Raw genomic sequence first — 26,479 nt, forward strand, 5'->3', positions numbered from 1 at the left:
CGTCCTGGTCAGCGCCCTATCTAGTCTCTGACAAGCGCTGCGTGCTGAATAGATCACGCGAGATTTTCAAAGAGACGTTGCGAAATTTTCTTGATCGTCCTATCATCACACGTATAATTGGCGGGCCAGGTCAGCCACTAAAAAGAGTCGTACTGTTGCTGGTACAACTTCAAAATTCAGGATTTACACTGGTCCGCATGAAGACCTCATACATATCTCGGGTGTGAAGACGAGTGAAATTTCCACTCCTATCCGTCAGGTTGCCGATCGCTTCGCCCTGAATCGAGTGAGCAAACATCCACCCGAGAATCAACGCCATGTAGTTCCCCGTGTGTTCGTGGGTGCTCACCCAGTTGTCGGTCTCCGACGTGTCCGTGGGAATCGGTGATTCTCGTTCCGGTGTCGACACGAGCACGAAGATGTAGATGTCTGTCTCGGAATCCGGATCGATACTCGGGAATCCGGATTCGGCCTCGCCGAAGGCAAACTCAAACTCGTCACCGCCGTATGTATACATCGGACTGCCTTGTTTAATCCAGGGAAAGCGTAGCGATCAGTCTTTGATGGCTTGTTCGAGGTTGTAGACGGCGGCGGTCAGCACCAGTTCATGAAATTCGCGATACCAAGCGCGAGCTCTGACAGCGGACCCGTGCCGGTGTTTGATGGCCGAGAACGCGGTTTTGGCCATTCAGCGCTGCCCGTAAGTCTCGCTGTCCAACCGTGCGTTATGTGCGTGATCATAGTGCGCGAACAGTCGGTGTTTGATTAGTGGCCGGACGCGCTCAGGCCGGAGGGCGTCCCGCAGTGATTGGTCGTCGTAACCTTCGTCTCCGGCGAGACTCTCTACGTTGTCGGTTTTGCGCAGTGCCACTCGACGGCCCACCTGTGTATCGTGGGGCCAGTGTGCCGACACGTGAATGTCCAGAATGGCTCACGAGTCTGTATCAACCAGCCCGTCGTTTTCAACGTCTATATGTCGCGATTCGAGCGGTTTAAGTAGCGACTGGATGCCGCTTCCCGGTTGAAAATGTGGCATCCAGGGCGCTGTGATCACCAGGATCGCACTGGGCTGCTGCCCGGTCGAGCAGTTGCCGCCAGAGACGGGTTGGCACCCGATCAAACGACCGACACAGTGTCGAGGGTGCCGGGAATCCCCAGCGGGACAACTGCAAGAGAGCGCGGAGACATTCCATCTCACTCGCCCAGTCGACGAGTTCGCGGTAACTCGCGTCTATATGAATGCGCAAAAAGTGCAGTGTGAGATGCTTTCAACCGGCAAATCCATTGTCAGTCGGGTCGCTCACCACCGCCGTGGGGCTGGCAGCACAGCGCTTTTGAGCCAGCGATGCCGCTTGCTTAACGAAGCAGAAGAGGAGTTTAGGCATATTTCCTCTCTCCGCTTCGCTTCCGCCTTCAGAGCAACGCTATCCGACTGCCACCACTCGATTCAACAGAGCAGACAGAAGGTATGTCCAAACTCGTGGCCGAGTCCCCGAATTCCCCTGAGAAATGTAAGACTAGATATCAAAAATATATATGTGTGTTACCATGCAACATTGAGCCCGCGAATGACGAACCATGGCCCGGCAGCCGAACCGATGACACTAGTCTCGGCGTTTGATACGCTTGCTCATTCGCATGGAGCGAAGACAGCGATCAGAACGGATAACACGGAATTAACGTATACAGATTTGGACGAGCGCACAGCAAAGCTCGCCAACATCTTCCGGTCGCTCGGGCTTGAAAGTCAGGATTCGGTTGGCATCCTGATGGAGAATCGCTCTGAATTCATTGTCACACAGATCGCAGCAGCACGAGCAGGAATCGTTGTTGTACCATTAAATAGCGCTATCGACAAACACTCTTTCGAGTCCATTCTAGCGGGTGCGAACGTTCGAACTCTCGTCGTCGGGCCAACGATGTTCGACCTCGCAAAAGAAATCCAGCAGACCAATTTCAAGTCTCTTGATATAATCGGTATCAAAGACAAAGCGGACCTGCCAATCGGGTTTCACGGGTTTGAAGAGCTGTTATTGAAAGCCGATGCTGATCCACCAGCTGTCACGGTCGACCCCGAGGATGCTGCAGCCATCCACTACACCGGTGGGACGACTGGGCAGCCAAAGGGGACACTGCACACACACTATTCGGTGTTACTGAACATCTATGCGCATATTCAGGAAGTTGAACTACGCCCCAACGACCGGCAGTTGTTGGTTACGCCACTCGGGCACTCAGCGGGACGTTTCGCTCTCGCTGGACTCGTAAACGGTGCAACGGTTGTCCTGCGAGAGCGAGTCGACAGCGAATCGTTACTACAACTCATTGAGGACGAATCGATTACGTGGACGTACCTCATTCCGACGATGATTTCAGACCTCCTCGAATCCCCGTCGGTAGAGGAGACTGACGTTGAGTCACTCCAAACGCTCGTGTATGGTTCTGCCCCGATTACACCGTCCCGCCTCAAGGAGGGACTAGAGGTATTCGGAGACATCTTCATCCAGTTCTACGGATTGGCAGAAGTACCGAACATCGCAACGATTCTTCCGAAAGCACACCACCGCCCAGAGGATGAAGAGTCACTGAAATCAGCCGGATTTCCAGCGACTCTCGTGGAGGTCAGGTTATTTTCCGACGAATTGGATTTCGACGACAATATTGGTGAGGTTGGTATCAAAGCTCCGTACGCGGTCGGGGAGTATTTAGATGGAACATCAACCCATGACAGCGATGGCTGGATCAAAACGGGTGACATCGGCCGTATCGACGACGAAGGACGACTGGTCCTTCTCGACCGGAAACAAGACATAATCATCGCTGGCGGGGAGCCGGTGTATTCGACAGAAGTGGAAGATGTGATTCAGCGACATCCAGACGTTCATCAAGTCGCCGTTATCGGTATTCCAGAATCAGCACATGAGAGAGTCCGAATGCACGACCTGACCGTAGAACAGTCCATCAAAGCGGTCATCGTTCCGGAGGGTGACGCGGAAATCACTCTCGAAGAGCTACAGGAATACTGTGGCGAACAGCTTTCGGAGCGGATAGTAATTGAATCACTAGACACGGTAGGAAAGCTCCCAGAGACAGCATACGGAAAAATCGATAAACGACTGCTGAAAGAGCCGTATTGGTGACTTTCGGCGATGGTATCGTCCAGACTCCGCGTTGAGTTCCGTGTGGAACCAACCACAGAATTGGAGGTTATTCAATCAGCCACTGATAGCGACTCGGTCGAATTGGACAACGCCATATATGCGGGCGACGGTCAGTGGTACCAGCATCTAACGGTAACGACCGACCTACCAGTGGGGAGTATTCGAGGCCACCTCTCGGATGGTGTCGTGACCGAACTGGTCGCCCTCTCACCGGCCGAGGAGAGCGATTTGACGTATTATATTCTGGCACTCATGGAGGAACCGGACCCCTTCGTCGTCTCGGAGGTTACCGAAGTTAAAAGCATTCCCCACCGAATTCGACTGGTAGATGGACAGTTGACTGTCACGACCTCCGTTGAGGACTGGGAACATCTGAAGCGCGTCGCTGAACACCTCGAAGCCAGTTACCGCAACTTCGAATTATTGAGCACCTCACAGAAGGCTTGGACGGGGACACCGCTTGGGACGAATCAATTAAAACACGCTGTCCGTGGGGAGGTGAGCGAATCGCAACTTGAACTACTAGCTGAGGCCTACCGAAACGGATACTTTGATGTCCCGCAAGCAGTGACGGCGAAAGAATTGGCGAGCATTCTCGGGACGAGTCAATCCACGTTGAGCGAAGCATTACGCAACGCACAGTATACACTATTCGAGATCCTGTTCGGAGAAAAATAGTTCACTACACCCATCTTAAATTAGCGATATTAATCGGCGGGGTTCGGAGCAATGTTCATGATCATTTGTGTGAAACACGGTAGCGCATCGCACGGTAGACGATCACGGAGAAAAATACGGAAGGCAACATGGCAACAGAGAACAACCACAATCCAGAGCTTCTATCGCTGGACACCGGCGGAACAATGACAGATTCGTTCGCTGTGGACCAGCAAGGGCGTTATACGGTTGGGAAAGCACAGACTACACCAGACGACGAATCCCAGGGAGTCACTGATTCGTTCAACGACGCACTCGGCAAGTGGGGGACCTCCATTAAGGACGGGTCGGGGACGCTCCAGGGGACCGTGTATTCGGGAACCGCAATGCTGAATCGACTCCTCGAACGCGAGGGCGACGCCGAGATTGGGCTCATTACGAACAGGGGGTTCGAGGACACACACCGATTCGGGCGAGGAATTCAATCGTGGGCAGACCTCTCCTATGCAGGACGGCTCCATGCTCGCGAACACGAACATCCCGATCCGATCGTCCCACGAGAGAACATTAGAGGCGTACGAGGGAGAGTCCGCCTCGACGGGACTGAGATGGTACCGCTCAACGAGGGGGAGGCCAAGAAATCCATCGCGGACCTCCTCGACCGAGACGTAGACGTCATCTGCGTCACGCTGCTGTATTCGTACCAGAACCCGGAGCACGAACAGCGCCTCAAAGAAATCGCTGAAGACGTCAAGGCCGAACGCGGAGACGAGACACCGGTCTGGCTATCCAGCGACCAAAATCCCGTTCGAGGAGAGCTGCCACGGCTCAATAGCCTTGTACTCGAGGGATATGCTGTCGAACCCTCCCGTAAACAGTTATACAACATCGAGGACGCGCTCGAACAGCGCGGCTACGAGGCGCCGTTCAGGGTGCTCACGTCCTCCGGCGGGACCGTCGCTCCGGACCATGACTGGCTCGTTGAGACGATGATTTCGGGGCCGATTGGTGGAATATTCGGTGGTGAGTACCTTGCAGATCACCTCGACGTTGACAACCTCGTCTGTTCGGACGTCGGCGGCACGAGCTTCGACGTTGGCCTCATCACAGAAGGCCACTACCCGACGCGATGGGACCAGTCGCTTGCGAAATTCATGGTCAACATCCCGATGGCAGCGATGGATACGATCGGGTCTGGCACTGGGTCGTACGTTCGCGTCGACCGCGCCTCAAATAGACTCGAGGTCGGTCCCGATAGTGCTGGATATCTTGTCGGGGTGTCAAACGAGGAATCCGGTCTCGAAACGCCGACAGTAACCGACTGTACGGCGATGTTGGGCTATATCAACCCGGACTACTTCCTCGGCGGTGATATTCCGCTGAACGTTGATCGGGCAGAGGAGTACATCGAGGACCAGATCGCCGAACCCCTCAATCAAGATCCAGTCGAAACTGCCCGCGGTGTCCTCGATATCGTCGAACGTAACATGACGAACGAACTCCGGGGAATGATTCTCGGCCTTGGCTACTCCCCAGAGAACTACACGCTTGCCTCCTATGGCGGTGGTGGTCCGCTCCACGCCGCGGGATACACACGCGACGTTGATTTCCAAGACGTGTTGATTCCGGAGTGGGCGGCTGCGTTCTCTGCCTTCGGGTGTGCGACTGCTGATTACTCGTATCGATACGACCGATCGCTGGACCTCGTTATCCAGCCTGATATGAGTAATGCCGAGCAAGCCGCTGAAGCGCTTACAGACACATTCTTGGGCCTGAAAGAACAGGCTATCGAAGCCTTCGAGCGGGACGACATCGACATTGAGAAGACCAAATTCAAGCCGGGCGTCCGGATGCAGTACGCCGGGATGTTAGACGACATCGAAATCTCCATCCCCGATGAGATGTGGGACGGCGAGATTGCGGCAGAAGACATCGAACTGCTCATCGACAAATACGAAGAGGAATTCGCGAAGGTGTTCAAGCGCGCTGCCAAGAGCCCAGAGTTGGGATATATGATTACCGTTGCTGTCGGCACGGGTATCGCCCCGTCGCCGAAACCGTCGATTCCTGACGAGGACCTCGTCAGCGCTGACGACCCACCCAACGAGGCGTACAAGGACGGACGCGAGATTTACTGGGACAGTGAGTGGCACGATGCGTCTATCCTCGAAATGGAGCACATCCAGCCCGGCAATACCGTCACCGGCCCGGCCGTCATCGAAGCGCCGGCCACGACGATCCTCGTGCCACCCGGTTTCGAAGCACCGCTCGATAACAACCGAATCTACCACCTCACAAAGCAATGAGTCAGGAACCAGAGACAACACAAGGAATCGCATCCGACGAATACGATCGCGTCGAGCCGCCAATCGGGTGGGACGGCCAAACCCTACAGGAGATGCTCGACGAAAGCGAGCAGTTGCTGGAAGACACCGGTCGGTATCACGGCCGCGAGCGGCTCGAAATGAAAGAGGACGAGCCGTTCCAGTACGAGCGGATGTTCTCGAGACTACGCGGGGCCCTCGTGAACGCTCGGGAAACTGCGCTCCATATCAGTGCGTCTGCTATCGTCCGCGAAATCGGTGAACTCGCGTTCCAGCTCTACACCCCCGAAGGCGACTGTATCGCCACCTCGACCGGTATCATCGTCCACGTTCACACGGGGAGTCTCGCGATCAAGTACATGATCGAGGAGGGGTACGAGCACGGGCGGACGATTCAACCTGGGGACATTTTCTGCAACAACGACAACGATCTCGGCAACGTCCACACGGCGGACGTTCACACACTTATCCCGATATTTTACGATGACGAGTTGATTGCGTGGGCGGACGGTGTCACCCACGAGGTCGACATCGGTGGTTCGACCCGAGGTCACGACCAACTGGCCAGCACGACCCGTTACGAAGACGGCTTGTACGCAACGTGTGAGAAGATCGGCGAAAACGACGAGGTCTATCAAGACTGGCGCGATCGGGCCGAACGCGGCACCCGGACGCCGATGTTCTGGGACCTCGACGAGAAGTGTCGGGTTGCGGGCGCTCACATGATTCGTGAGGCGCTCACCGATCTGGTCGATGAAGTCGGCGTCGAGAGATACAAAGAGTTCACCCGCGAGGCGATCGAGGAAGGCCGCCAGACACTCGAGTCCCGCGTTCAAGAGCGGCTCTTCCCAGGCACCTACCGCGATGCGAGTTTCATGCCAGTGCCGTTCAAGGAGGAAGGCTGGAACCCAGTCTCGCAGAAAAATATGCTCAACCATCTTCCCGTGGAGATGGAAGTCGGCGGCGACGGTGGACTCTCCTTGGATATGACGGGTGCGAGTCCCCCTGGACCACACCCATACAACTGTGCTGAAGGCTCGATGCAGGGTGGCCTCTGGGTATCGCTAACCCAGTGTCTACTGCACGATGGGAAGGTCAACGACGGGTCGTACTTCGCGGTGGACGCGAACTTCCCCGAAGGAAGCGTCGTCAATCCACAAGATCCGAGCCTCTCGTATCACACCGCCTGGGGATCAATAATGCCGACGTATCAGGCAGTCTGGAAGAACATCTCAAGGGCGTTCTTCGCACGCGGGTTCCGTGAAGAGGTCAACACTGGCTACAGTGAGTCCGGTGACACGATGTCGGGCGGCGGGTTCAATGAAGTAACCGACGAATACTTCCCCATCGCTCCGTTCGATCTCTCGTGTCAGGGAATGGGTGCAAGCGCCTCACGAGATGGACTCGATTACGCCTACACTATGTGGAACCCTGAAACAGACATGGGTGACATCGAGGAGTGGGAACTCATCGAGCAAGGACTCCCGTTCCTCAGCCGTCATATAAAGCCTAACACCGCTGGCCACGGTAAGTACCGAGGTGGATCGGGCTGGGAGACGCTCCGCGTCGTCGACCGGAGCTATGATATGTCGCTTTACAAGCACGTCCGTCCAGGGGTAACAAACAGTACCTCGGGTATGCACGGTGGATATCCGCAGGCAACGAACTACTCAGTTAGAGTCCATAACACGGATCTCGAGGAGCAGTTCGAGGATGCTGAATACCCGATAAGCGACAAGGTTCCCGGAGACCTCGAGGAAGATGTTGACGGGGACGTCGTCCGGACCGAACGCGGGATTTACTTCCCGACTACGTTCGAGAATCACGACCTCGTTTATTACCACATGGGCGGTGGCCCAGGATATGGGGACCCCCTTGACCGACCCTTCGATCTCCTCAAGGAAGACCTTGAAAAGGAGATTTACACGCCGGATGTCGTCGAGAGCGTCTACGGCGTCGTCGGTGACCTCGACGAAGAGGAACGTGAGTTCGAAATCGACCACGACGCAACCGAAGAACGCCGAGAGGAAATCAGAGAGCAGCGCCGCGAAGAATCTCAGTCGGTTCGGTCGTTCATCGACGAGGAACGCGACCGACTCGTTGATAGAGATCTAAGCGACCCGGCCCGCCGGATGTACAGCGGGGTCTTCGATCGTGGCGACGACTGGAGCGACGAATTCCGCGAGTTCTGGGACCTGCCTGAGAACTTCGAAATCAACATGGAGTGATACACGATGTCGACCGACAAATCACAAATCGAGAAGCTGATCGATGGAACGCTACCGTGGCCAGAACTCCGGGATGATGTCCTTCCTGACCCGAAGGACCCCGAGCGATTTGAGACCACAATTGAGATTCTACAGGAGCGGGTCGATTGGGACGACCGAATACTCGTTCCCCTCAACGACCACTTGTACGTGGTTGCAGGCGATGACGGACGGACGGTCAAAGCCGAATGTGGTCACGAGCTCTGTAGTGCAGATGAGAACTGGAAACTGGAGTGTGACATCCGTGCCCGCGAAGAACAGGAGGAAACCGCCGAGCTGTATCCCGAATTGATGACTCCGGACCCCGACTGGACGTTCCAGATTCGGGAATACTTCTGTCCAGAGTGTTATTCACTGCTCGACGTTGAAGCCGTTCCAGCCGGATATCCGATCTTACAGAAGTTCGAGCCGGATATCGACACGTTCTACGAAGAGTGGCTTGACCAACCCGTTCCAGACGGGCAGTAGCGGAGGTCAGTTTTTAACCACCGATTTTCGATACGATTCCATGATTGAAACAGACGCACATGCACGGACGCTAAACTCGGTCTTCGAAAAGAGCCTCCGCAAGTACGCCGATAGGGTTGCAGTCCAGTTCGAGGACGAATCGCTCACCTATGCCGAACTGGATGCTAGGGCGAACGCCTTCGCCCACGCGCTCGCCGACCACGATGTCGGCCCCAACGACCGGGTCGCATTGATGCTGACGAACCGGGTTGAGTACCTGATTGCCGATCTTGGTGTCATCAAAGCCGGTGCCACGAAGGTCCCACTCAATGATCAACTGACTGCGGCGGAGTTCGAGTACATGCTTAACGACTCCCATGCGGGGACTGTCGTGTGTGGGCCAGCATTCGTCGATACCGTCGACGACCTGCGGTCCTCACTTGACGACGTCGAGACGTTCGTCGGGGTGTCGGATGGGGAATCACTCCCCGAGAGTTTTGTGCCGTTCGAGGAGTTCACACGAGAGGCGTCTGCCCCACCTGAAACGGTAATTGAACCGTCCGATTTCGTGGGGCACTACTACACTGGTGGAACGACAGGGAAGCCGAAAGGCGTCCTTCATACCCACGAGAACATGATGGTAAACGCGTACTCCCATATTATTGAGCTCGGGATTACCGCCGACGACACGATGTTGCTGATGACGCCGCTTCCTCACTCCGCAGGCGCATTCCTCTGGGCGGGTCTCCTCGCTGGCGCCACAGTTGTCGTCCGCGATGGATTCGACATCGATGTCGCTCTCTCGACAATTGAGAATGAATCCGTAACGTGGACGTTCATGGTTCCGACCATGATTTATCGGGTCTTGGATTCGCCACAGCTGTCAGACCACGATACGTCATCTATAGATACGCTAGTCTACGGTGCCGCACCGATGACGCCGGCCCGGTTGCGCGAAGGATTAGGTGCATTCGGACCGGTATTTTTGCAGTTCTACGGGCAGACTGAAGTTCCGAACCTGATAACGACGTTCGGCAAGCAGGAGCACCAAATTGCCGTGGAACGCGACCAGACGGACCGGCTCTCATCTGCAGGCCAAGCCTGCCTCATGAGTGACGTGAAAATCGTCGATGTAGAAACCGGTGAGGAACTTCCGCACGGCGAAGAGGGTGAAGTTCTGGCCACCGCACCGTACACAATGGAGAGCTACCACGAACGACCCGAAGCCACCGAAGAGACAGTTACCGATGGTTGGGTACGTACCGGTGATATCGGCCGAATCGATGAGGACGGATATGTGTACCTCCTCGACCGTGCGAGTGATATGATAATTACTGGTGGGATGAACGTTTATTCCACAGAGGTCGAAGAGTCACTCGGCGAACACGACGATATCAAGGAAGTCGCCGTGATCGGGATCCCCGACGAGGAGTGGGGTGAAATCGTCACCGCAATTTGTGTCCGACGAGATGAGGCGACCCTTACCGCGTCGGATATCTTCTCGTTCGCGAATGAGCAGTTAGCTGACTATAAGAAGCCGAAACGCGTCGAATTCGTCGACGAGATCCCAAAGACACCGTACGGGAAAATGGATAAAAAGGCACTTCGCGACGAATACTGGAAAAGAGAAGACCGGGAAATCAGCTAAGCGCTGTATTTTTAATTTGATATAAATTGGCGGCAGCTGTCAAAGAGTCAAACTCCGAGGCATTCATTTGGTTCTGCTTGTGGAAAGCCGTCAAACCCTTTTTGCGAGCCATTTACCAAAATCAGAGCCTGTCATACAATAGTTCTCGATGGGTATAATTCTCAGTCTAGAGGTTGAATGGAACCGTTGAATGGCGAAATCATAGTCTTAGGAGTGAATTTAGGGCTGTAAGCTCTTGAGAAGCACGTTGTTGATTTTTAGAGGACGGCGTCAAGAGCATATTTGAGTGCTTCGTCACCTGGTTTTCTGTAGAGTTCGCGGCGGAGCTGAAAGGCTTTGAGATACGGCGTTAGCTTGTCTTTTGACACTCCTCGGTGGGGCGAGAGCCACCGTCGCGTCAGCGACGCGTGGCTCTCGCAGGTGTTGACGTGAATATCGCCGTCAGCGTATTCTCCATCGCCGTGGACGACGTATTTGCGGGTGAAAGCGTCGTCCTCGTCGAGTGGATCATAGGCCCGAAATCCGTCCGTATAGACGGTCAGCAACTCCTCATCGTGGTCAGCCAGCAGGAGTCGAATCGTCGATCCATCAACGGATTTCGCTGGCACGACGTACCGGTCGCCCGAATCACGATCGGCCAGCGTAAACACCGGCGGTTTGTCGCCGTCGTACGATCCTCGGCCACGCGAGCGCGACTCTTGATCGCGCTCGCGGCCTTTGAGGCCAGCAGAGACGTACACTTCGTCAATTTCGACCGGTCCAGACAGCGTAATCGAAGGCGCGTCGAGCGCTCTGGCGAAGCGCTCGACGCGCCGCCTCACCGTTCTGTACGAAAGATCGAGTTCCGCCTCAATCTGTTGAATGCTCGTGTTAACCCGTAAGAACACGTAGATCGTGAAGTACCACTCCTTCAGCGAGAGCTTCGAGTGGGCGAAGATTGTGTCGGTCTTGTCGTTGAACGTTCGACCGCAATTCTTACACAAATCTCGTTGATACACCCGATAGCTGCCGTTTCTGACCGTTGGGTCAGAACGGCAGCGGGGGCACTCAACGCCATCACGCCAGCGAACCTGTTGGAGCAGGTCCGCTGCAGCCGATTCCGACACGAACCGGCTTATCGGGAACATATCGGGCACCGCTGGCGCGGTGCCCTTGCCCTCTTCGACTTTCAGCCACAGCTCTCGCTATCAACAATCTACTTCGCAAGAGCGAGGGCTGTATAATCGCCAGGTAGAGGGCGTGAGACGTATTCCATGACACCCTGTGAAATCCGCTGCAATCGGTATCTTTGCACCGCCCGAGACGATCGTACAGCCGAAGCCGTAATAGTACTCTTCAGCTGTTGGGTCGTAGTTCCACGACGCAGCGTCGTTATACTGGATCGCTTCGATGTGCGTCGAGTCAATGGAGTATGTTGAGTCGAGCAGGCCGCGGGCGGCGGCCTGCTTGACGAGCCTGTCGAAGAGATCGTCGATGACGTGTTCGAGATCGGTGAGAAAGCGGTCAACCGTGTCCCTGGATGGCGGTTTGGTGAGTCCGAAATAGTACCAGACGAGGCCGTGCTGGAGTTCTCGTGCAACCGGACGCGTTCCGTAGATGTCCTTGTTATAACAGTGCAAAAAGCCTCAAAATAGTTCTGGTGGCTGATCCACTCGTGTTCGCCCCCGCTTTGAGGGGGCGAACACGTCGTACTCCAGCAGAAACTCGAACTCAAGGTGCTCAAACAGCGGTACTGTCTCGGTAGCCGCGACATTCAAGAAGTCGTCGACTGAAGCTACGTCTTGCAGGCCGTCGGAGCTGGTGTACACAGTTTTCAAGCCCTGCGGCCTCCCTTGCGAGGCTTTCTATGACACGCTCTTGTTCAATCATAGTAACTGAGACGTACTACCACACTCGAAAAGGCGACATTTGTCTGAACATCCGTGATTTCGATGCGAACGCGCTCCCCCCCCAGGCTAATCGTCGGTCCGCGGAGCCAGAAGGAACCGGACAGTCCCTTAACCTCCTCCTCCGCGTGAACGCGGAGGAATCCCGCCACGGGATTTCAGGCCGAGTGTAGCAGCCTGTTGGTTTCAAGACGCATACGTTCCACGTGTCATCTGCTGGGTTTCAGCATCTGCATGGCTGTCTTGTGGCCCAGTCAAAGAGGCCCCACCCGTAGTCGAGTCATCGTCACCGGCCTTCTGCCGGGAAGCCCGGTCGCTTCGGCGGTGACTCTCTCCACTACGGTAGTGGTCTGCAATGTTTATCGCCCCGTTTACGTCAGCCTGATACTCACCGACCCAACAGCCGTCGTTCGAGCATCTGAACGTCGCCTGTCGTGGTCGGGAGCCGTGTTCACCACAGGCATGGCACGCCTTCGACGTGTTCCGGGGATTCACCGTTGCGACGGGAATCCCCGTCTCAGTGGCTTTGTAGCGAATCTGTGCGTGAAGCTTGGCAAAGCCCCACCCGTGCAACCGCCGATTCATGTACTCGCCGTAGTCCATGCTCTCGCGGATGTACGTCAGGTCTTCCAGTACCAATACCGGGTTCTCGACGGACTCGGCATACTCAACGACTTCACGGGTCACACGGTGGAACACGTCGTCAATCTGGTCCCACAGTGCGTCACCGTAGGATTCTGCGATTCGCTTACTGCCGCGCTGCTGAAGCCGTCGCTTGGCGGTGAAGTAGGTTTTGCGGAGCCGACGAACGGCCTTGCCGTCGTGGGCCCACAGTTCGGGGCGAACAGGAGAACCACTCTCGTCGCGGTGACACACCGTGACGAGACTCGCTTCTCCAATGTCTACACCGATGGGCGTTTGCTCGTCGGCGGACGCCGCAGATTTGTCCTCCACGTCGCGGGTAGCGGTGATGTGAAGATACCACATTCCGTCCCGCTCGAACAACCGACTTTCACCCATCTCGGCGTCGTCTGCGTACAGCGCTTCAAGCCACTCCCGCTGGTCGGGATTGGCCCGAGCCGGAATCCAGAGGTGGTAATCCTCGTGGTGCGGGACTTTGACGTACCACTCGATAGCGTTCTGTGGCTGATGGTCGAGTTGCAGTCCCTCGTTGGTGAACCGCACCGGGTGGTCGTCGTGAAGCTCGTCGGCGTCGTAGCTGTTGTGGAGTTGCGGGACGTACTGCTTGAGGGCGTTTTTCGCGTAGCCGCTCAGGTCGTACTCGACAACCACGTCGTTGGCGGCTGCCTGTGTGTCACAGCCAGCGGCGAAGGCGGCCTGAAGCGCCTGCTGGTAGGCATCCCGTGTCTCGCGAAGCTTCTGTCGCTTGTGGACGGTCGGGTCCACAAGCTTCAGTTCTAGCGTTTTCGTGACTTCGCCCATCGTCGCTGTACTCCATCTCTGGGTTGGGAGAGACATATACCTCAGCCATCCAGGGTGAAAGTGAAACGGTGGGAAATCCGGCACTGCAATAGAGCGGTGGATTGTCACACTCTGCTGTCCGCTTGACCCTCGCCTGTTCGCTCCTCGCTTCCGACAGAGCGTCGGAACACTCGTCACTCACGGGAAGGCGGGGGTATGCGCTACTATCTCTATCAGCGTCGGGAAGTGGAGCGCGAACCACCAGCGGAATCGTGTTCCCGATCTGGAGGTGCCGCGTCGGCCCGCTCGGGAGCGCGCGGCTGATCTCGCTGAGGTGATCGAGATTAAACTTCGAAGCCGCTTCCGCCGGCTCGAACGCGACCAGATCCCCGGGTTCGAGCCGGTACGTGACGCTGTCCATGTCTCCATTAGCATCGAACCGAAGTTCTGGCTTGTCCTCATCAACGACGACATAGAGATGCTCACTCACCTTCTTGCCGGCGGTGACCGCGAGGTCAAGGTCGTCTTCGTCGAGCTGGCACATCGCTGGGTACTCCAGATCCGGGAGGCCCGGTGCCTGACGGATCGACCTCGGGTCGATCAGCAAGAGCGTACACGTCATCTCGTCCGAGCTAACCTGGAGTGTGTTCGTCTGGGGGTCCAGGACGAGTTGGGCTAGCTCCTCGTCGACGACCGACAGCACTTCGTCCAACCGGTTGACGTTCACACCGAGACCGCCAGTCGTGCTCTCGAACTGTTTGAACGACTGGGCATCGACTTGGAGGTCGACCATTTCGACCTGGGCCGGATCCGACGCCTGAATTTGGATGCCGCTGTCGTCGACGGCGATTCGACACTCGTCGACGATTGGATCGACAGCGTTCACTATCGTTTTGAGTGTACTCACGCTGGCGGTCAGCTTGAATACGGCGGGGGGAGAGTCGCGGGCAGGAGAATCGTCGTCCTGCTCGGGTTCGTCGGCGGACTGAGCCTGCGTGTCCTGTTCGGGTGTCGGTTCGACTTCGTCTGCGGAGTCTGCTTCGGTCGACATTGATGGCCTCCACTCGACCGGGGTGAACAAACTGCCCCTGTATTCCCCCGCTTAGGGGAGAACGGTCACAAGCCGGGCGGACCAGTAATTGAGTCGGAAACTGCTGTAGCCTTCAGAGAGCCAGTAGGTCCTGACAGTCGCGATACGCTCTAGCGAATCGGCCGGATCCTCCCAGGCAAACTCGTAGCCAGCGACAATTCGCTCGTCGACGACGTCGCCCACCTCGTGTTCGGGCCCGTCCCAATTGATCGCGACCGTGTGGTCGCCATTGGGTGGTTTGATCCGACCTCGATCCGCAACTTCGACACTAGATGGCGTCTTCGCGACCGTTCCCAGCGTCGCGAGGTCCGCCGCCCCCATGCTGAACGACTCGTCACCTGCGGAGTGGACACTGTGTTTCACGTCACCCCGAACGGTGTGGTACTCGGCCCGTTCGATATCGACGTCCTTCGCTTCCTCGAGCAGACGCACGAAGTGGGCAAGTCCGTGGAGGATCTGGTCGTTTTCCTCTTCCATGTCAAGCCGCGTGTCGCCGGCCTGGATCTCACTACTCCGTCGACCCTGCCCTCCATCTGGACGATCGACGGGCATACAGCTGCACAACAGCGACCCTTCTGGTCCGGTCAGGATCCACGGGTATGGGCCACACGGGATGACGGTGTAGTCCGTTGCACTGTACCTGCCGCCGCCAGTGAGCACCCGCAGGGCTTTCTCTAGAGCATCCCCGTCGATGCCGTAGCCGTATGCCTCGCAGCACCCGTCGACGTGGGTCACAAGGGGGGCGATCCCGTCGAAGCTCCCGTAGGTATCCGGGATCCCCCAGATCTCGCCACTGCTGAATTCCTCGACGTACTCGGCAACCTCACCGTCCACGATCCACCGGGTTTGCTGGGGACTGACGTGGCCGGCGCCGGTCTGGATCGAAGATGCTGGCCGTCGCGTCTGGAGGCCCCACTCGGTATCGGACGATTCCCACTCGGGAGCATCGGATCGATCGGGAGCCTCGGTCAGCCGAGCACACCGGGCGACGCTGGTCGGGGCAGGATCGAGGTCTTCTTCTGTACTTCCGAACGCGCTCAGAGACGTGCGAGAGTCGGTCATGGTAGTCTTGGGAGGATCAGTTCTCCCACCTCTCTGGGAGACAAAAAACAAGGTACGAGCCGGTCAGGACTCGTTCGCTTCGAGGACGAGGCTGACGGTCCTGGTCGCTAACTCCTCGAACCTGTCGGCGACGTCGTCGCGACCGCTACGACGGAGCGAGTGTGCAGTCACCCTGTGAGCGAACGCCAGAAGCAGGAGCTCTTGGTCAGCAAGTTCGATCTTGGGATTGACGCTGTCGGTGATTTCGGCCAGGGATGCGGCGGCGTCGAACGCCCGAGCGAGGTCGTCCAGATCGCCGGCGGTGGGATCGGACGCGTACTGGGCTGCTGTTCGGAGTGCTTCCCTGTGGGAGAGGGACTCGCCGACCGAGGGTTCGATCGTCGGTGCGCTGTTCGTCGGCTGTGCTGGTCCTGCAGCTGGAGAATTCTTTGTCGACATGGATTTGAGGAATTGCACTGCGGTTGGTTTTAGATTCGATCTTCAGCCTCCTGAGAGGGACAAACGACGCTGTTTGGTCGAGAGGACGAAAGGGGAGAGAACGTTGCTAGACGAGATCCTCGGCATCAAGTTCGTCGTCGTGGTACTCCTGGCCAGCCTTGTAGAACACGGGCAGGGCAGTCAGGGCGTAGACGGCCATGACCCCGACCATGAGCCAGTAGTCGCTGTAGAAGGCGCCGAGGCCGGCCAGGAGCATCGAGACAGCAAACGAATAGATGATGAAGTAGGCCATGAACCGCTGGTTTTCCCAGTAGCTGACGAAGTTTGCAGCCATCTCCGGGAGTGCGTCGACGAACTCGCTGCCGAATGTTTTCAGCGAGTCGGTCGATCCCCGGACGCTGGAAAGGAACCGTCTGATCATCCCAAGACTGGAACAGCCCCGTGGTCTTCTCCGTGGCGGCCGGTCCCTAGAAGTTCCGTCCCCTGCAGTTCGAAGGAGACGATATAGCCGTCACGAGAGAGCGATACAGTCGCTTCTTGGATGAGATGGTCGTTGCTGTCAGTCATCGATCGAGTCTTTCTTTCCTGCCAACAAAATTGCTGTGGAACATTACCTCCCCGAATTTCGAAGTGACGATTTCAGAAATCGCAATTTCCAGAATTGGGATGCTGACTGCCGGCCTGGGCTGTCGCTCACACACTCCTGAGGGGTCCAATGCAGACCGAAAACTATGGTTGTTGAGGCTAGCCCCTTTTTACAGAGGTAATTGAGATGCAGTATGAAATTTGAGCGGCAAAAGGTCCCGCAACCGGTCTACGGGACAGTCAACGTTTATCGAATCGGGGACACGCTCATCGATACCGGCCACGTCACCGAAGACTCCCGAATGGCGATGGCTGATGCGCTCGATAGCGGGAGGCTTGCCGATGTCGAGCGTGTGGTTCTGACCCACCCCCACATCGATCACGTCGGCGGGAGTCAGACACTGCCCGAACTTGCGGCGCTTCCTCACGTTGTCTTTGAGGGCGTGCCGTCGATTATCACTGACTTTCGGCGGTACCTCAAGCGCGTTCACGAAGAGATTCAGGAACGGAGTGTCGGGCTTGCCGCGGACCGAAGCGCCATCGATGAATCCTACTTCCCGATCGACGATTACGCCGAAGACGACATCCAGATCGGTCGCGTCGTCGGGGACGGCGATACGGTTCGATTGGGGGAGTATTCGTGTGAAGTCATCCATACCCCGGGCCACTCCAGACAGCATATGGCACTCTGGCATGCCGACAGCAAAACGATGTTCTCGGCGGATCTCGTATCGACGAACGGCCACTTCATGTACGGCCCGCTCTATGGAGATGTAGGCTCCTACATCGATTCCCTGCAACGACTGCGGACCTACGATGCGAATTGTTTGGTGCCGGGCCACGGTCCAGTCATTTCGGATCCAACGAAACGGATCGAGGAGGCACTCGGAAAGACTCGGAGGGCCATGAGTGGTATCAAGACAGCCGTGGAAACCACCAACGACCGAATCGCAGCCAGCCAACTCGCCAGAGAGGTGTTCGAAGCGACGGAGGAGACGATCGGGTTCCTCACGCTCGTCGTGTGTGAGTACTTGGAGTATCTCGAAGACGAAAATGAAGTCGTCATTTCGTACGCAGAGGACGGTATTTTTGCAGCATCAAGTTGAGCCGGGACACCGGTTCCATTGAAACAGTAGGAGGTGACCGCGGAGAAAGTCGCTTCGGAGTGCGTTGACGGTACATATTTTACAGTGGCGCTAGAGACTCCTAGGAACATCCACGAAACAATCGGGGCCTTGTAATGTCGAACCACTACATCACATCAGCAGACCATCTACCCGAGGAGTCACAGGCTGAAACCACGCTTCAGATCACAGACGCCCAGACAAAACGAATCTTTGAGGCACGCGTACGGATCGCACAGGACCCGGACAAACTCACCGATCCGGAGCCGGTGACAGTCGTCGCTGGCCCACACGAGAACGTCAGCGAAACCAGATATATCGAGCTCCTCGATGAAACCGATACGTCGGGCTTCGACCGAGAGTTGTTGACCCAGTTAGCGACCGAACAAGAGACCCGCTCGAATATCCTCAACACTCGGTCCGACGACCTGAGCGTACTACTCCGATATCTCGTCGAAACCGGCGAGTACGAATCAACTGCCAACGCGCTCCGCGAAATCGCCTTTAGTTACCTCGCTGCAGAACATCCGGCCCTCATCGACACCTACGCCGAGGTCCGTGAGGAGTTGGACGACGATCCGCTCGGGCGTGCTCTCGAGCAACGAGAGTGACCAATGGCTGCCAACTCGTTTCGCGACTATCTCGACCTGCTCGATGCGGATGGCTGGATTCGGACGTTCGAGGAGTCGGTATCATGGGACCTCGAAGCCAGTGCAGTGACGATGCTCGCTAATGTCCGTGATGGGCCGATTCCCTTTTTCCAGTCGATCGCAGGGCTGGAAACGGAGACGAAGCTGGTCGGTGATCCGTACCGCGGCCCCCGTTCCCGTCCGTGGGACCACTTTGCTCGTGCGCTGGGGTTTTCAGCGGGACTCTCGGGGCGCACGTACTACGACCGTGTCATCGACCGACTCCACACACCGACGGAGCCGCGACTCGTCGACCGACAGGACGCCCCCTGCAAAACGACGATCCGGACGGGCGGTGACGTCGACCTCCTCTCGTTTCCGTGGCCGTACATTCACGAGGGTGACGGGGGGCGATACTCGAACCTCCACACGGTCGTCGCACCGGATCCCGACACGGAGTGGGGGCGCTGGTCGAGCCATCGGATGATGCTCCACGACGATTCGCAGGCCAGTCTGCTGTTACTGGCCGGCGAGCAGGTCCCTAACCGGTACTACTATGACTACGAACCACGGGACGAACCGATGCCGATCGCAGTCGTCATCGGCGCGGAACCCACTGTCGAGTGCACTGCGGATATGTGGATTCCGTCCGGTCGGAGTGAAGCTGCCTTCGCGGGTGGACTCAAGAACGGGCCCGTAACTCTCGTCGAGTGCGAGACGAGTGACCTGTACGTCCCGGCGACGGCCGAGCTGGTGCTCGAAGGGCACGTTCGCCCTGCGGATCGTCTTGACGAGGGCCCGTTCGGGGACTACTTCGGGTACATGAACGGGCCACGTCGGTCCATGCCGGTGTTCGAGGTTGACGCGATTACGCACCGACGAGAACCACGTCTCCCCTTCTGCGTCGAGGGAACCGGCGTCGGATATGGGCAAAACTCTTCGAGCACACTCCGAGTCGCGGCGGCCGGGCCCGACGCGACGGTCGGGCTCAGGGCCGCCGGTTTCGATGTCGAAATGGCGGTTCCGTGGCAGTTTACGTCACGAACCGTCTGGGTTATTTCGACGGACTGTCCCTACCCGGGATACCTCCACGAGCTCGCGAACTTTATTTTCACGACGTGGGGAATGCTCCATATCGACTTCTTTGTGTTCGTCGATGCCGATGTTGATCCGCACAACCCACGAGCGGTGCTTTCGACAATCGCACTCGACGCCGATCCGGATGCCGATTTCCACCAATTCGGTGTCGAACGGATGCCAAAAGTCCCGCTCAACATCTACCAGACGCCCGACGAGAAAGGGAGCGCAGATGTGGGAACCTCGAAGGCCAAGACTGCCAAAGCTTACATCGATGCGACAACCGATGGTGACCCGAAGGAATCGACTTCGGCCGCCGAAACCCGGAAACAAGCCCAGGAACGCCTGGTCGAGGCCGGACTAGACGCTGGACGCTTCGACCGCCTCGACGAGCGGGAGGGCGAGTCACGATGATTCCGTTTGCGCAGTACGTACAGGGACTGGCCGGCGACGACGATCTCGTGCACCTCGACGGGCCATTCGACGTTCCGGTCGATGTCCTCGCTGGTGAGGCGCTTCGTGCGAGCGGCCCGGCCCTCCAGTTCGAGCGCTCCAACGGGGTCGATCTGGTCAGTGGAGTGTTCAGTGGCGCGGATCTGATGCAGCAACGCGACGCTCAACCGTGGTCACGACTCTCGCTCGGACTCGGGTTGGATCCCGACGCGACACTCGTCGACCTCCTGGAGCGGATCAGCGATCTCGGACCGGGCGCCGTGGACCCGGACCCGACCTATACGGGGCAGTCGGCGTCGGGGACAGATGCAGACGTACAGGAAGTACAATTGCCACAGGGGGAGGCCGACACGTGGCCCGCGCTGACACTCGGTGTTGCGTCGGTTGCAACGGCTGACGGGACACATTGGGCGCCGATCCACGGCTCGGTTGTGAGTGGCGAAAAACTCAGGGTCCGCGTGCCCGATTCCTTACAGTCGCTCCTAAGCGACGACGCAACGATCACGATCACCCTCGGCGTCCCGCCGGCAGCTATCACGGCTGCGTACCTGCTTGCCGTCACCGAGCGCGTCGACACGCCGATTCAGTCCTGTGGGGTGGCCAGCGCTGTCCCGCTCGTGCCGACGAACGGCGGACTCGTCCCGAGTACGACGGAGATCGTCGTCGAGACGAAGATTACCGACCGACAGCCGGACTTCCGGTCCGACCGTCGAGAAGCCTGGGAGTACGTTACCGAAAGTGAGTCGCTCTCGCTGTCAGTCGAGCGTGTCCTCACCACCGACGATCCGGTCGTTCCCGTCACCCCAGTCGGCCGGCCGCTCGCTGACGATCTCCAACTCACGGGGTTGACGACGGCTGCGGCACTTTACCACCGAGTCAACAACTACTGGGGCATCTCGCCCGTGGAGTGGATTCTCGTGCCGGCGGAAGCCGAACTTGGCGTCTGTTTTGTGGCCAGCGATGTCCTCTATGCTGGGTTTGAGTGGCAACTTGCCAACATTCTCTTCTCGTTCTCGTCGCTGTTCGATACCGTCGCCATCGTCGACGAGGACGTCCCACCACAGGACTTCGGCCGTGTTCTGGCCGACATCTGGCTGAAGGCCCACCCCGCTCGCGACTGGATTTTTAGCGACCCGGACGCGCCTGCGGCGACACGGCCCCGGTACAGACGGGACGGCGAGACGGGATCTCGCGTGTACGTCAATGCAGCCTGGGATCCGCGCTGGGAGGATACGTACATCGCACCACGTGTCACGTTCGAGAACTCGTTCCCGAGCGTCGTCCGCGATACGGCATTGGCGCTGTGGAACGAAGAAACTACCAGCTGAGTCCCGTTACCTGCCTTCATCGAGGTTGAACTCCGCCGTTAGTATTAACTCTGAGAAACAAAATCATAAGTATACACCGAAAACGATCCTGTTTACGCAATACTACAGTCTATTATTTCCTTCAAAGGTCAATAACTTACTTTTCTTCCAATAATAATAAAAATAAAATTTTACAGTACATTTATATAAGGGGCCACAATTCCGAGCGGTGTATGGTGACCAGCCACAACCTCACGGACTACGAAACGGTTCGGGAAGAGTTCTCGTGGGACGACATCTACGCGGAAGCCGACTGGGATGCGCCGAACGAACTGAACATCGGGCACGAGGTCGCCGACCGCCACGCGACCGACCGTGGACAGGTCGCGCTCTATCAAGTCGGAACCGACGGGGAACTGACCACGATGACGTTCTGGGAACTCGCCGACCGATCGAGCCAGTTCGCCAACGTCCTCGCGGACCTCGGCGTCGAGCAGGGGGAACGTGTCTTCTCGTATATGCCCCGAATCCCCGAACACTACGTGGCGCTGGTCGGGACACTCAAGCACGGCGCCGTCTGGGGGAGCGTCAACGAACGATTTGGCCCCGACGGGATCTCTTATCGGCTGGACGACTGCGACGCGAAGGTTGTCATCACAACGACGGACAATCGCGATACGGTCGAAGACGCGCTAGACGACGCGCCAGCAGTCGAACACGTGATCACCGTCGACCGCGGCGGTGGTGCACCGGCCGACGACGTGGTTTTCAACACCGCGCTGGACGAGGCGAGTACTGAGTACGAGGTTGCCGAGACCGGCGGTGAAGACGATGCTCTGCTGTACTACACGTCTGGAACGACCGGCCTCGCCAAGGGCGTCCTCCACAAACAGCGCTGGATCGCCGGCGTCGCGGCGACCCAGAAGTACGCCGTCGACCTCCAAGACGGGGACCTCTACTGGTCGACCGGCGACCTTGGCTGGCTGACGGGTGCGATCAACACGCTCGGCGCGTGGTTCTGGGGCACCTCACTGTTCACCTACGAGGGCGAGTTCGACCCCGAAGAGTGGGCCGACTTACTCGATGAGTACCCGATCAACGTCCTGTTCTCGGTCCCGACAGCCTACCGGATGCTTCGGGAGAACGAAGAGGTACTCGACGACGCCAATCTTGACCTGCGACATGCCCTCTCGATCGGTGAACCACTCAGCGCCGGCGTCGTTGAGTGGGGCGAGGAGGAACTCGGCGTCACCATCCTCGATACGTACGGCCAGACCGAGACCGGGAATATGATTATCAACAACTATCCGACGATGGATCTCCGGCCGGGGTCGATGGGGAAGCCACTCCCGGGTATCGAAGCCGACATCGTCGATCCCGAGACGGGCGAGGTCATGGAACCTGGCGAAACCGGCGAGATCGCCCAGCGTGGGGACTACCCGTGTTTCTTCGCCGAGTTCTGGGAGAAACCTGAGAAGACCCGGAAGGCCTTCGTCGACGGCCCCGACGGCGAGTGGTATCTCTCGGGCGACTTGGCACACAAAGACGAAGACGGCTACTTCTGGTTCGAGGGGCGGGCCGACGACGTGATCCTCTCGTCGGGCTACCGGATTGGTCCCTTTGAAGTCGAGAGTTCGCTGGGCGAACACGAGGCCGTTGCCGAGGCAGCGGTTGTCCCCAAACCCCACGAAGAACGGGGCAACATCGTCAAGGCCTATCTCGTTCCGAGCGAGGGGTCGGAGCCGTCCGATAGTCTCGCGGAGGACATCCAGAACCACGTAAAAGAGGAACTCTCGGCACACGAGTACCCACGCGAGATCGAGTTCCGTGATGAACTGCCCAAGACGGTGACGGGCAAGATCCGCCGGACCGAACTCCAGGACGAAGCCGAGGAAGAAGCCGACGTTGAGCCCTGACACTTGCTGAGCAGAGCCGCAATATTATATATCAATGAATTTCGAATCCACCGACGAACGTTCGATGATTCGGTCGACCGCGGCAGACGTGGCGGCCGAGTACGGACCGGAGCACTGGCGAAAAAAAGAAGAGCAAGGCGAGTTTTCCGAGGCGTTCTGGGACGAACTGGCCGAGGCTGGCTTCCACGGCTTGCTGGTTCCCGAAGAGTACGAGGGCGCTGGCATGGGTATGCAAGAGATGGGGCTGGCTATGGAGACCCTCTGTGCAGAGGGGTGTGGCATGGCCGGTACCTGGTACCTCGTACTCACTGCGGGTATGGCCGCCGTCGGTATCCAACAGATCGGCACCGAGGATCAAAAGCAAACCTATCTGCCCGACATCGCCGATGGAAAGCGCAACTTCTCCATCGGCATCACCGAACCCGAAGCCGGGACGAACACGCTGAACGTCGCGACCCGGGCCGAGAAAGACGGCGACGAGTATGTCCTCAACGGCCAGAAAGCCTGGATCACCTTCTCCGATCGGGCCGACAACATGATCCTCGTCACCCGCACGACACCCCGCGAGGAAGTTGAAAAAGGCACCGACGGTATCAGCCTGTTCATCGTCGATATGGACGCCCCCGGGATCGACGTGTCGCCAATTCCCAAACACGGTATCAACTACTCCAAATCCTGTGAGGTCTTCTTCGAGGACGTGCGCGTCCACGAAGACGACTTGCTGGGCGAGGAGGACGAGGGCTGGCCCGCGCTCGTATCGATGCTCAACCCAGAACGCATCGGCTTTGCGGCCGCCGGGACCGGCATCGGCAAACTCGCCGCCGACCAGGCCATCGAGTACGCTAACGACCGCGAGGTGTTCGGGCGCCCCGTCGGCGAACACCAGGCGGTCTCGTTCCCCATCACTAAGGCCTACGCACGCATGGAGACGGCTACGCTGATGCGCCAGAAGGCAGAGTGGCTTTACGACAACGGCGAGCCCTGTGGCTACGAGACAAACGTCGCGAAGGCAACGGCCGTCGAAGCCGGTATCGAGGCCGTCAAGCAGTCGATGCAGGCCTTTGGTGGCTGGGGCTACGCCAAGGAGTACGACGTGGAGCGGTGGTGGCGCGAGATCAACCTCACCCGTCTAGCACCGGTCTCCCAGCAGATGGCGTACAACCACATCAGCCAGGAACTCGGCTTCCCCAAGTCCTACTGATGTTCGGGAAAGTTCTCGTCGCCAACCGCGGGGAAATCGCGGTCCGCGTGATGGCGGCATGTGAAGAACTGGGCATCGAGACGGTCGCCGTCTACAGCGACGCCGACCGCAACGGCGGCCACGTTGAGTACGCCGACGAGGCCTACAACGTCGGCCCCGCGCCGGCCAGCGAGTCCTACCTCGACCAGGAGGAGATCGTCGACGTGGCACAGCGAGCGGACGCCGACGCGATCCACCCCGGCTACGGCTTCCTCGCGGAGAACGCCGCGTTCGCCGCCCGGGTCGAGGCCGCCGACGGCATCACCTGGATCGGACCGCCAAGCGACGCGATGGAGACGCTGGGCGAGAAGACGAAGGCCCGGACCGTCATGCAGGAGGCTGGTGTCCCGGTCGTCCCCGGGACGACCGACCCCGTCGCCGACCCCGAAGAAGTACGCCAGTTGGGCGAGGAGTACGGCTATCCCATCGCGATCAAGGCAGAGGGCGGCGGTGGCGGCCGCGGGATGAAGATCGTCCGAAGCGAGGCTGAAGTCGAGGACGCGCTGGAAAGCGCAAAGCGCGAGGGCGAGGCCTATTTCGACAACGACTCGGTCTACGTCGAGAAGTACCTCGAAGCCCCCAAACACATCGAGGTGCAGGTGCTCGCGGACGAACACGGTAACGTCCGGCATCTGGGCGAACGCGACTGCTCGCTCCAGCGCCGCCACCAGAAGGTTATCGAAGAGGCCCCAAGCCCTGCGCTGGACGGCGAGCTGCGCGAGGAGATTGGCGAGGCCGCTCGCCGGGGCGTCCGGGAAGCCGGCTACACCAACGCCGGCACAGTCGAGTTCCTCGTCGAGGACGGCGAGTTCTACTTCATGGAGGTCAACACCCGCATTCAGGTCGAACACACCGTCACCGAGGAAGTGACCGGGATCGACATCGTTCGCTGGCAGCTGCGTGTCGCCGCGGACGAGGAGTTGACCTTCGCCCAGGATGACGTGGAGATCGAGGGCCACGCCGTCGAGTACCGGATCAACGCGGAGAACCCGGCCGAGGATTTCGCGCCGACGCCGGGACCGCTCGAAACGTACGAGCCCCCGAGCAGTATCGGCGTCCGCCTCGATCACGCGGTCGCGCAGGGCGACGAGATCGGCGGCGACTACGACTCGATGATCGCGAAGCTGATAGTCACCGGCGAGGACCGCGACCACTGCCTGGACCGGTCGAAGCGGGCCCTGTACCACTTCACTGTCGAGGGTGTCCACACGACGATCCCGTTCCATCTGCTGATGCTCGACGACGAGACGTTCGTCAGCGGCGATCACACCACGAAGTACCTCGATCAAGAGCTCGACGACGAGACCCTCGACGCGGCCGTCGAGCACTGGGGTGCCGACGCAGTCGGCGGCGACACGCCGTCGGCCTCGACCGACGAGATCGCCGTCGAGGTCAACGGGAAGCGCTTCGACGTGGTCGTCGAGGAGGGACTGCCACGCGCCCCACGGGGCGGCGACGCCGGCGGCGGATCGAGCGGCGGGAGTTCCGGCGGGGGCTCATCTGGGAGCGCCCCAGCGGACGTGGCCGCCTCGGGCGCGATCACTGCAGAGATGCAGGGCACCGTCCTGTCCGTCGCAGTCGAACCCGGCGACGAGGTCGCGGCGGGCGACGTCGTCTGCGTGCTGGAAGCGATGAAGATGGAAAACGACGTGGTGGCGTCGACCGGCGGGACCGTCGCATCGGTCCCAGTCGCGGAGGGCGACTCGGTGGACATGGGTGATACCCTCGTCGTTCTGGAGGAGTGAT

Annotated in this window: 21 protein-coding genes and 2 pseudogenes; 13 read left to right on the forward strand and 10 right to left on the reverse strand. The window is 58.4% G+C overall.

Features of this window, described 5'->3' with window-relative positions; genetic code table 11:
- Window positions 1–169: 169 nt before the first annotated feature.
- Complete coding sequence (locus EAF64_RS13740; RefSeq protein WP_129069571.1) at window positions 170–517, reverse strand: hypothetical protein; 348 nt, start codon at window positions 515–517, stop codon at window positions 170–172.
- A gap of 36 nt (window positions 518–553) precedes the next feature.
- Window positions 554–1,385: pseudogene (locus EAF64_RS13745) on the reverse strand (IS5 family transposase).
- 183 nt (window positions 1,386–1,568) lie between these two features.
- Between EAF64_RS13745 and EAF64_RS13750 the strand changes: the two are divergent.
- The 6 genes from EAF64_RS13750 (at window position 1,569) to EAF64_RS13775 (ending at window position 10,504) form a co-directional block, all read left to right on the forward strand.
- On the forward strand, window positions 1,569–3,140 hold the full coding sequence (locus EAF64_RS13750) for an AMP-binding protein (protein WP_129069572.1): 1,572 nt from the start codon (window positions 1,569–1,571) through the stop codon (window positions 3,138–3,140).
- Between the two features lie 9 nt (window positions 3,141–3,149).
- Complete coding sequence (locus tag EAF64_RS13755; RefSeq protein ID WP_129069573.1) at window positions 3,150–3,839, forward strand: helix-turn-helix domain-containing protein; 690 nt, start codon at window positions 3,150–3,152, stop codon at window positions 3,837–3,839.
- Between the two features lie 128 nt (window positions 3,840–3,967).
- Complete coding sequence (locus tag EAF64_RS13760) at window positions 3,968–6,124, forward strand: hydantoinase/oxoprolinase family protein (RefSeq protein WP_129069574.1); 2,157 nt, start codon at window positions 3,968–3,970, stop codon at window positions 6,122–6,124.
- Entirely contained in the window at window positions 6,121–8,370 is a 2,250-nt protein-coding gene (locus EAF64_RS13765) for a hydantoinase B/oxoprolinase family protein (protein ID WP_129069575.1), read from the forward strand. The genes EAF64_RS13760 and EAF64_RS13765 overlap by 4 nt, the downstream gene beginning before the upstream one ends.
- 6 nt (window positions 8,371–8,376) lie before the next feature.
- A complete protein-coding gene (locus EAF64_RS13770; protein WP_129069576.1) occupies window positions 8,377–8,877 on the forward strand; it encodes an acetone carboxylase subunit gamma in 501 nt (166 codons plus the stop codon).
- Between the two features lie 40 nt (window positions 8,878–8,917).
- The gene (locus EAF64_RS13775; protein WP_129069577.1) at window positions 8,918–10,504 is read left to right on the forward strand and encodes a class I adenylate-forming enzyme family protein; all 1,587 of its coding nucleotides are present in this window, start codon (window positions 8,918–8,920) and stop codon (window positions 10,502–10,504) included.
- A 257-nt stretch (window positions 10,505–10,761) separates the two neighbouring features.
- On the opposite strand, the gene EAF64_RS13780 is transcribed toward EAF64_RS13775, so the two are convergent.
- From EAF64_RS13780 to EAF64_RS21050, 8 genes and pseudogenes are all read right to left on the reverse strand, one after another.
- On the reverse strand, window positions 10,762–11,631 hold the full coding sequence (locus EAF64_RS13780; protein ID WP_129069904.1) for an IS1595 family transposase: 870 nt from the start codon (window positions 11,629–11,631) through the stop codon (window positions 10,762–10,764).
- A gap of 135 nt (window positions 11,632–11,766) precedes the next feature.
- A pseudogene (locus EAF64_RS13785) lies at window positions 11,767–12,312 on the reverse strand (IS5/IS1182 family transposase); the annotation flags it as partial.
- 264 nt (window positions 12,313–12,576) lie between these two features.
- A complete protein-coding gene (locus tag EAF64_RS13790; protein WP_227739012.1) occupies window positions 12,577–13,797 on the reverse strand; it encodes a transposase in 1,221 nt (406 codons plus the stop codon).
- Complete coding sequence (locus EAF64_RS21425) at window positions 13,706–14,863, reverse strand: hypothetical protein (protein ID WP_129069579.1); 1,158 nt, start codon at window positions 14,861–14,863, stop codon at window positions 13,706–13,708. Before EAF64_RS21425 ends, EAF64_RS13790 begins: the two co-directional genes overlap by 92 nt.
- A 51-nt stretch (window positions 14,864–14,914) precedes the next feature.
- On the reverse strand, window positions 14,915–15,964 hold the full coding sequence (locus tag EAF64_RS13800) for a hypothetical protein (protein WP_129069580.1): 1,050 nt from the start codon (window positions 15,962–15,964) through the stop codon (window positions 14,915–14,917).
- 63 nt (window positions 15,965–16,027) lie between these two features.
- On the reverse strand, window positions 16,028–16,420 hold the full coding sequence (locus EAF64_RS13805) for a hypothetical protein (RefSeq protein ID WP_129069581.1): 393 nt from the start codon (window positions 16,418–16,420) through the stop codon (window positions 16,028–16,030).
- An 88-nt stretch (window positions 16,421–16,508) separates the two neighbouring features.
- Window positions 16,509–16,823 (reverse strand): hypothetical protein, encoded by a 315-nt coding sequence (locus tag EAF64_RS13810; RefSeq protein ID WP_129069582.1) that lies wholly within the window; start codon window positions 16,821–16,823, stop codon window positions 16,509–16,511.
- Window positions 16,820–16,969 (reverse strand): hypothetical protein, encoded by a 150-nt coding sequence (locus EAF64_RS21050; RefSeq protein ID WP_193767685.1) that lies wholly within the window; start codon window positions 16,967–16,969, stop codon window positions 16,820–16,822. Before EAF64_RS21050 ends, EAF64_RS13810 begins: the two co-directional genes overlap by 4 nt.
- Before the next feature lie 212 nt (window positions 16,970–17,181).
- Between EAF64_RS21050 and EAF64_RS13815 the strand changes: the two genes are divergently transcribed.
- The 7 genes from EAF64_RS13815 (at window position 17,182) to EAF64_RS13845 (ending at window position 26,478) form a co-directional block, all read left to right on the forward strand.
- The gene (locus EAF64_RS13815; protein ID WP_129069583.1) at window positions 17,182–18,093 is read left to right on the forward strand and encodes an MBL fold metallo-hydrolase; all 912 of its coding nucleotides are present in this window, start codon (window positions 17,182–17,184) and stop codon (window positions 18,091–18,093) included.
- 134 nt (window positions 18,094–18,227) lie between these two features.
- Complete coding sequence (locus EAF64_RS13820) at window positions 18,228–18,722, forward strand: ubiD operon protein (protein ID WP_129069584.1); 495 nt, start codon at window positions 18,228–18,230, stop codon at window positions 18,720–18,722.
- A 3-nt stretch (window positions 18,723–18,725) separates the two neighbouring features.
- Entirely contained in the window at window positions 18,726–20,231 is a 1,506-nt protein-coding gene (locus EAF64_RS13825; protein ID WP_129069585.1) for a UbiD family decarboxylase, read from the forward strand.
- Complete coding sequence (locus EAF64_RS13830; protein WP_129069586.1) at window positions 20,228–21,598, forward strand: UbiD family decarboxylase domain-containing protein; 1,371 nt, start codon at window positions 20,228–20,230, stop codon at window positions 21,596–21,598. Before EAF64_RS13825 ends, EAF64_RS13830 begins: the two co-directional genes overlap by 4 nt.
- Before the next feature lie 212 nt (window positions 21,599–21,810).
- Window positions 21,811–23,493 (forward strand): acyl-CoA synthetase, encoded by a 1,683-nt coding sequence (locus EAF64_RS13835; RefSeq protein WP_129069587.1) that lies wholly within the window; start codon window positions 21,811–21,813, stop codon window positions 23,491–23,493.
- Between the two features lie 34 nt (window positions 23,494–23,527).
- The gene (locus tag EAF64_RS13840; RefSeq protein WP_129069588.1) at window positions 23,528–24,694 is read left to right on the forward strand and encodes an acyl-CoA dehydrogenase family protein; all 1,167 of its coding nucleotides are present in this window, start codon (window positions 23,528–23,530) and stop codon (window positions 24,692–24,694) included.
- Window positions 24,694–26,478, forward strand: coding sequence for an acetyl/propionyl/methylcrotonyl-CoA carboxylase subunit alpha (locus tag EAF64_RS13845; RefSeq protein WP_129069589.1), 1,785 nt, complete (start codon window positions 24,694–24,696; stop codon window positions 26,476–26,478). Before EAF64_RS13840 ends, EAF64_RS13845 begins: the two co-directional genes overlap by 1 nt.
- Window position 26,479 lies beyond the last annotated feature (1 nt).

Source organism: Halorientalis pallida, assembly GCF_004118325.1.
Taxonomy (GTDB): domain Archaea; phylum Halobacteriota; class Halobacteria; order Halobacteriales; family Haloarculaceae; genus Halorientalis; species Halorientalis pallida.

Excerpts from the sequence above, each read along its gene's own strand:
- EAF64_RS13740 (WP_129069571.1), bottom strand. The coding sequence starts at position 517 with ATGTATACATACGGCGGTGACGAGTTTGAGTTTGCCTTCGGCGAGGCC.
- EAF64_RS13750 (WP_129069572.1), top strand. The coding sequence starts at position 1,569 with ATGACGAACCATGGCCCGGCAGCCGAACCGATGACACTAGTCTCGGCG.
- EAF64_RS13755 (WP_129069573.1), top strand. The coding sequence starts at position 3,150 with ATGGTATCGTCCAGACTCCGCGTTGAGTTCCGTGTGGAACCAACCACA.
- EAF64_RS13760 (WP_129069574.1), top strand. The coding sequence starts at position 3,968 with ATGGCAACAGAGAACAACCACAATCCAGAGCTTCTATCGCTGGACACC.
- EAF64_RS13765 (WP_129069575.1), top strand. The coding sequence starts at position 6,121 with ATGAGTCAGGAACCAGAGACAACACAAGGAATCGCATCCGACGAATAC.
- EAF64_RS13770 (WP_129069576.1), top strand. The coding sequence starts at position 8,377 with ATGTCGACCGACAAATCACAAATCGAGAAGCTGATCGATGGAACGCTA.
- EAF64_RS13775 (WP_129069577.1), top strand. The coding sequence starts at position 8,918 with ATGATTGAAACAGACGCACATGCACGGACGCTAAACTCGGTCTTCGAA.
- EAF64_RS13780 (WP_129069904.1), bottom strand. The coding sequence starts at position 11,631 with ATGTTCCCGATAAGCCGGTTCGTGTCGGAATCGGCTGCAGCGGACCTG.
- EAF64_RS21425 (WP_129069579.1), bottom strand. The coding sequence starts at position 14,863 with ATGTCGACCGAAGCAGACTCCGCAGACGAAGTCGAACCGACACCCGAA.
- EAF64_RS13800 (WP_129069580.1), bottom strand. The coding sequence starts at position 15,964 with ATGACCGACTCTCGCACGTCTCTGAGCGCGTTCGGAAGTACAGAAGAA.
- EAF64_RS13810 (WP_129069582.1), bottom strand. The coding sequence starts at position 16,823 with ATGATCAGACGGTTCCTTTCCAGCGTCCGGGGATCGACCGACTCGCTG.
- EAF64_RS21050 (WP_193767685.1), bottom strand. The coding sequence starts at position 16,969 with ATGACTGACAGCAACGACCATCTCATCCAAGAAGCGACTGTATCGCTC.
- EAF64_RS13815 (WP_129069583.1), top strand. The coding sequence starts at position 17,182 with ATGAAATTTGAGCGGCAAAAGGTCCCGCAACCGGTCTACGGGACAGTC.
- EAF64_RS13820 (WP_129069584.1), top strand. The coding sequence starts at position 18,228 with ATGTCGAACCACTACATCACATCAGCAGACCATCTACCCGAGGAGTCA.
- EAF64_RS13825 (WP_129069585.1), top strand. The coding sequence starts at position 18,726 with ATGGCTGCCAACTCGTTTCGCGACTATCTCGACCTGCTCGATGCGGAT.
- EAF64_RS13830 (WP_129069586.1), top strand. The coding sequence starts at position 20,228 with ATGATTCCGTTTGCGCAGTACGTACAGGGACTGGCCGGCGACGACGAT.
- EAF64_RS13835 (WP_129069587.1), top strand. The coding sequence starts at position 21,811 with ATGGTGACCAGCCACAACCTCACGGACTACGAAACGGTTCGGGAAGAG.
- EAF64_RS13840 (WP_129069588.1), top strand. The coding sequence starts at position 23,528 with ATGAATTTCGAATCCACCGACGAACGTTCGATGATTCGGTCGACCGCG.
- EAF64_RS13845 (WP_129069589.1), top strand. The coding sequence starts at position 24,694 with ATGTTCGGGAAAGTTCTCGTCGCCAACCGCGGGGAAATCGCGGTCCGC.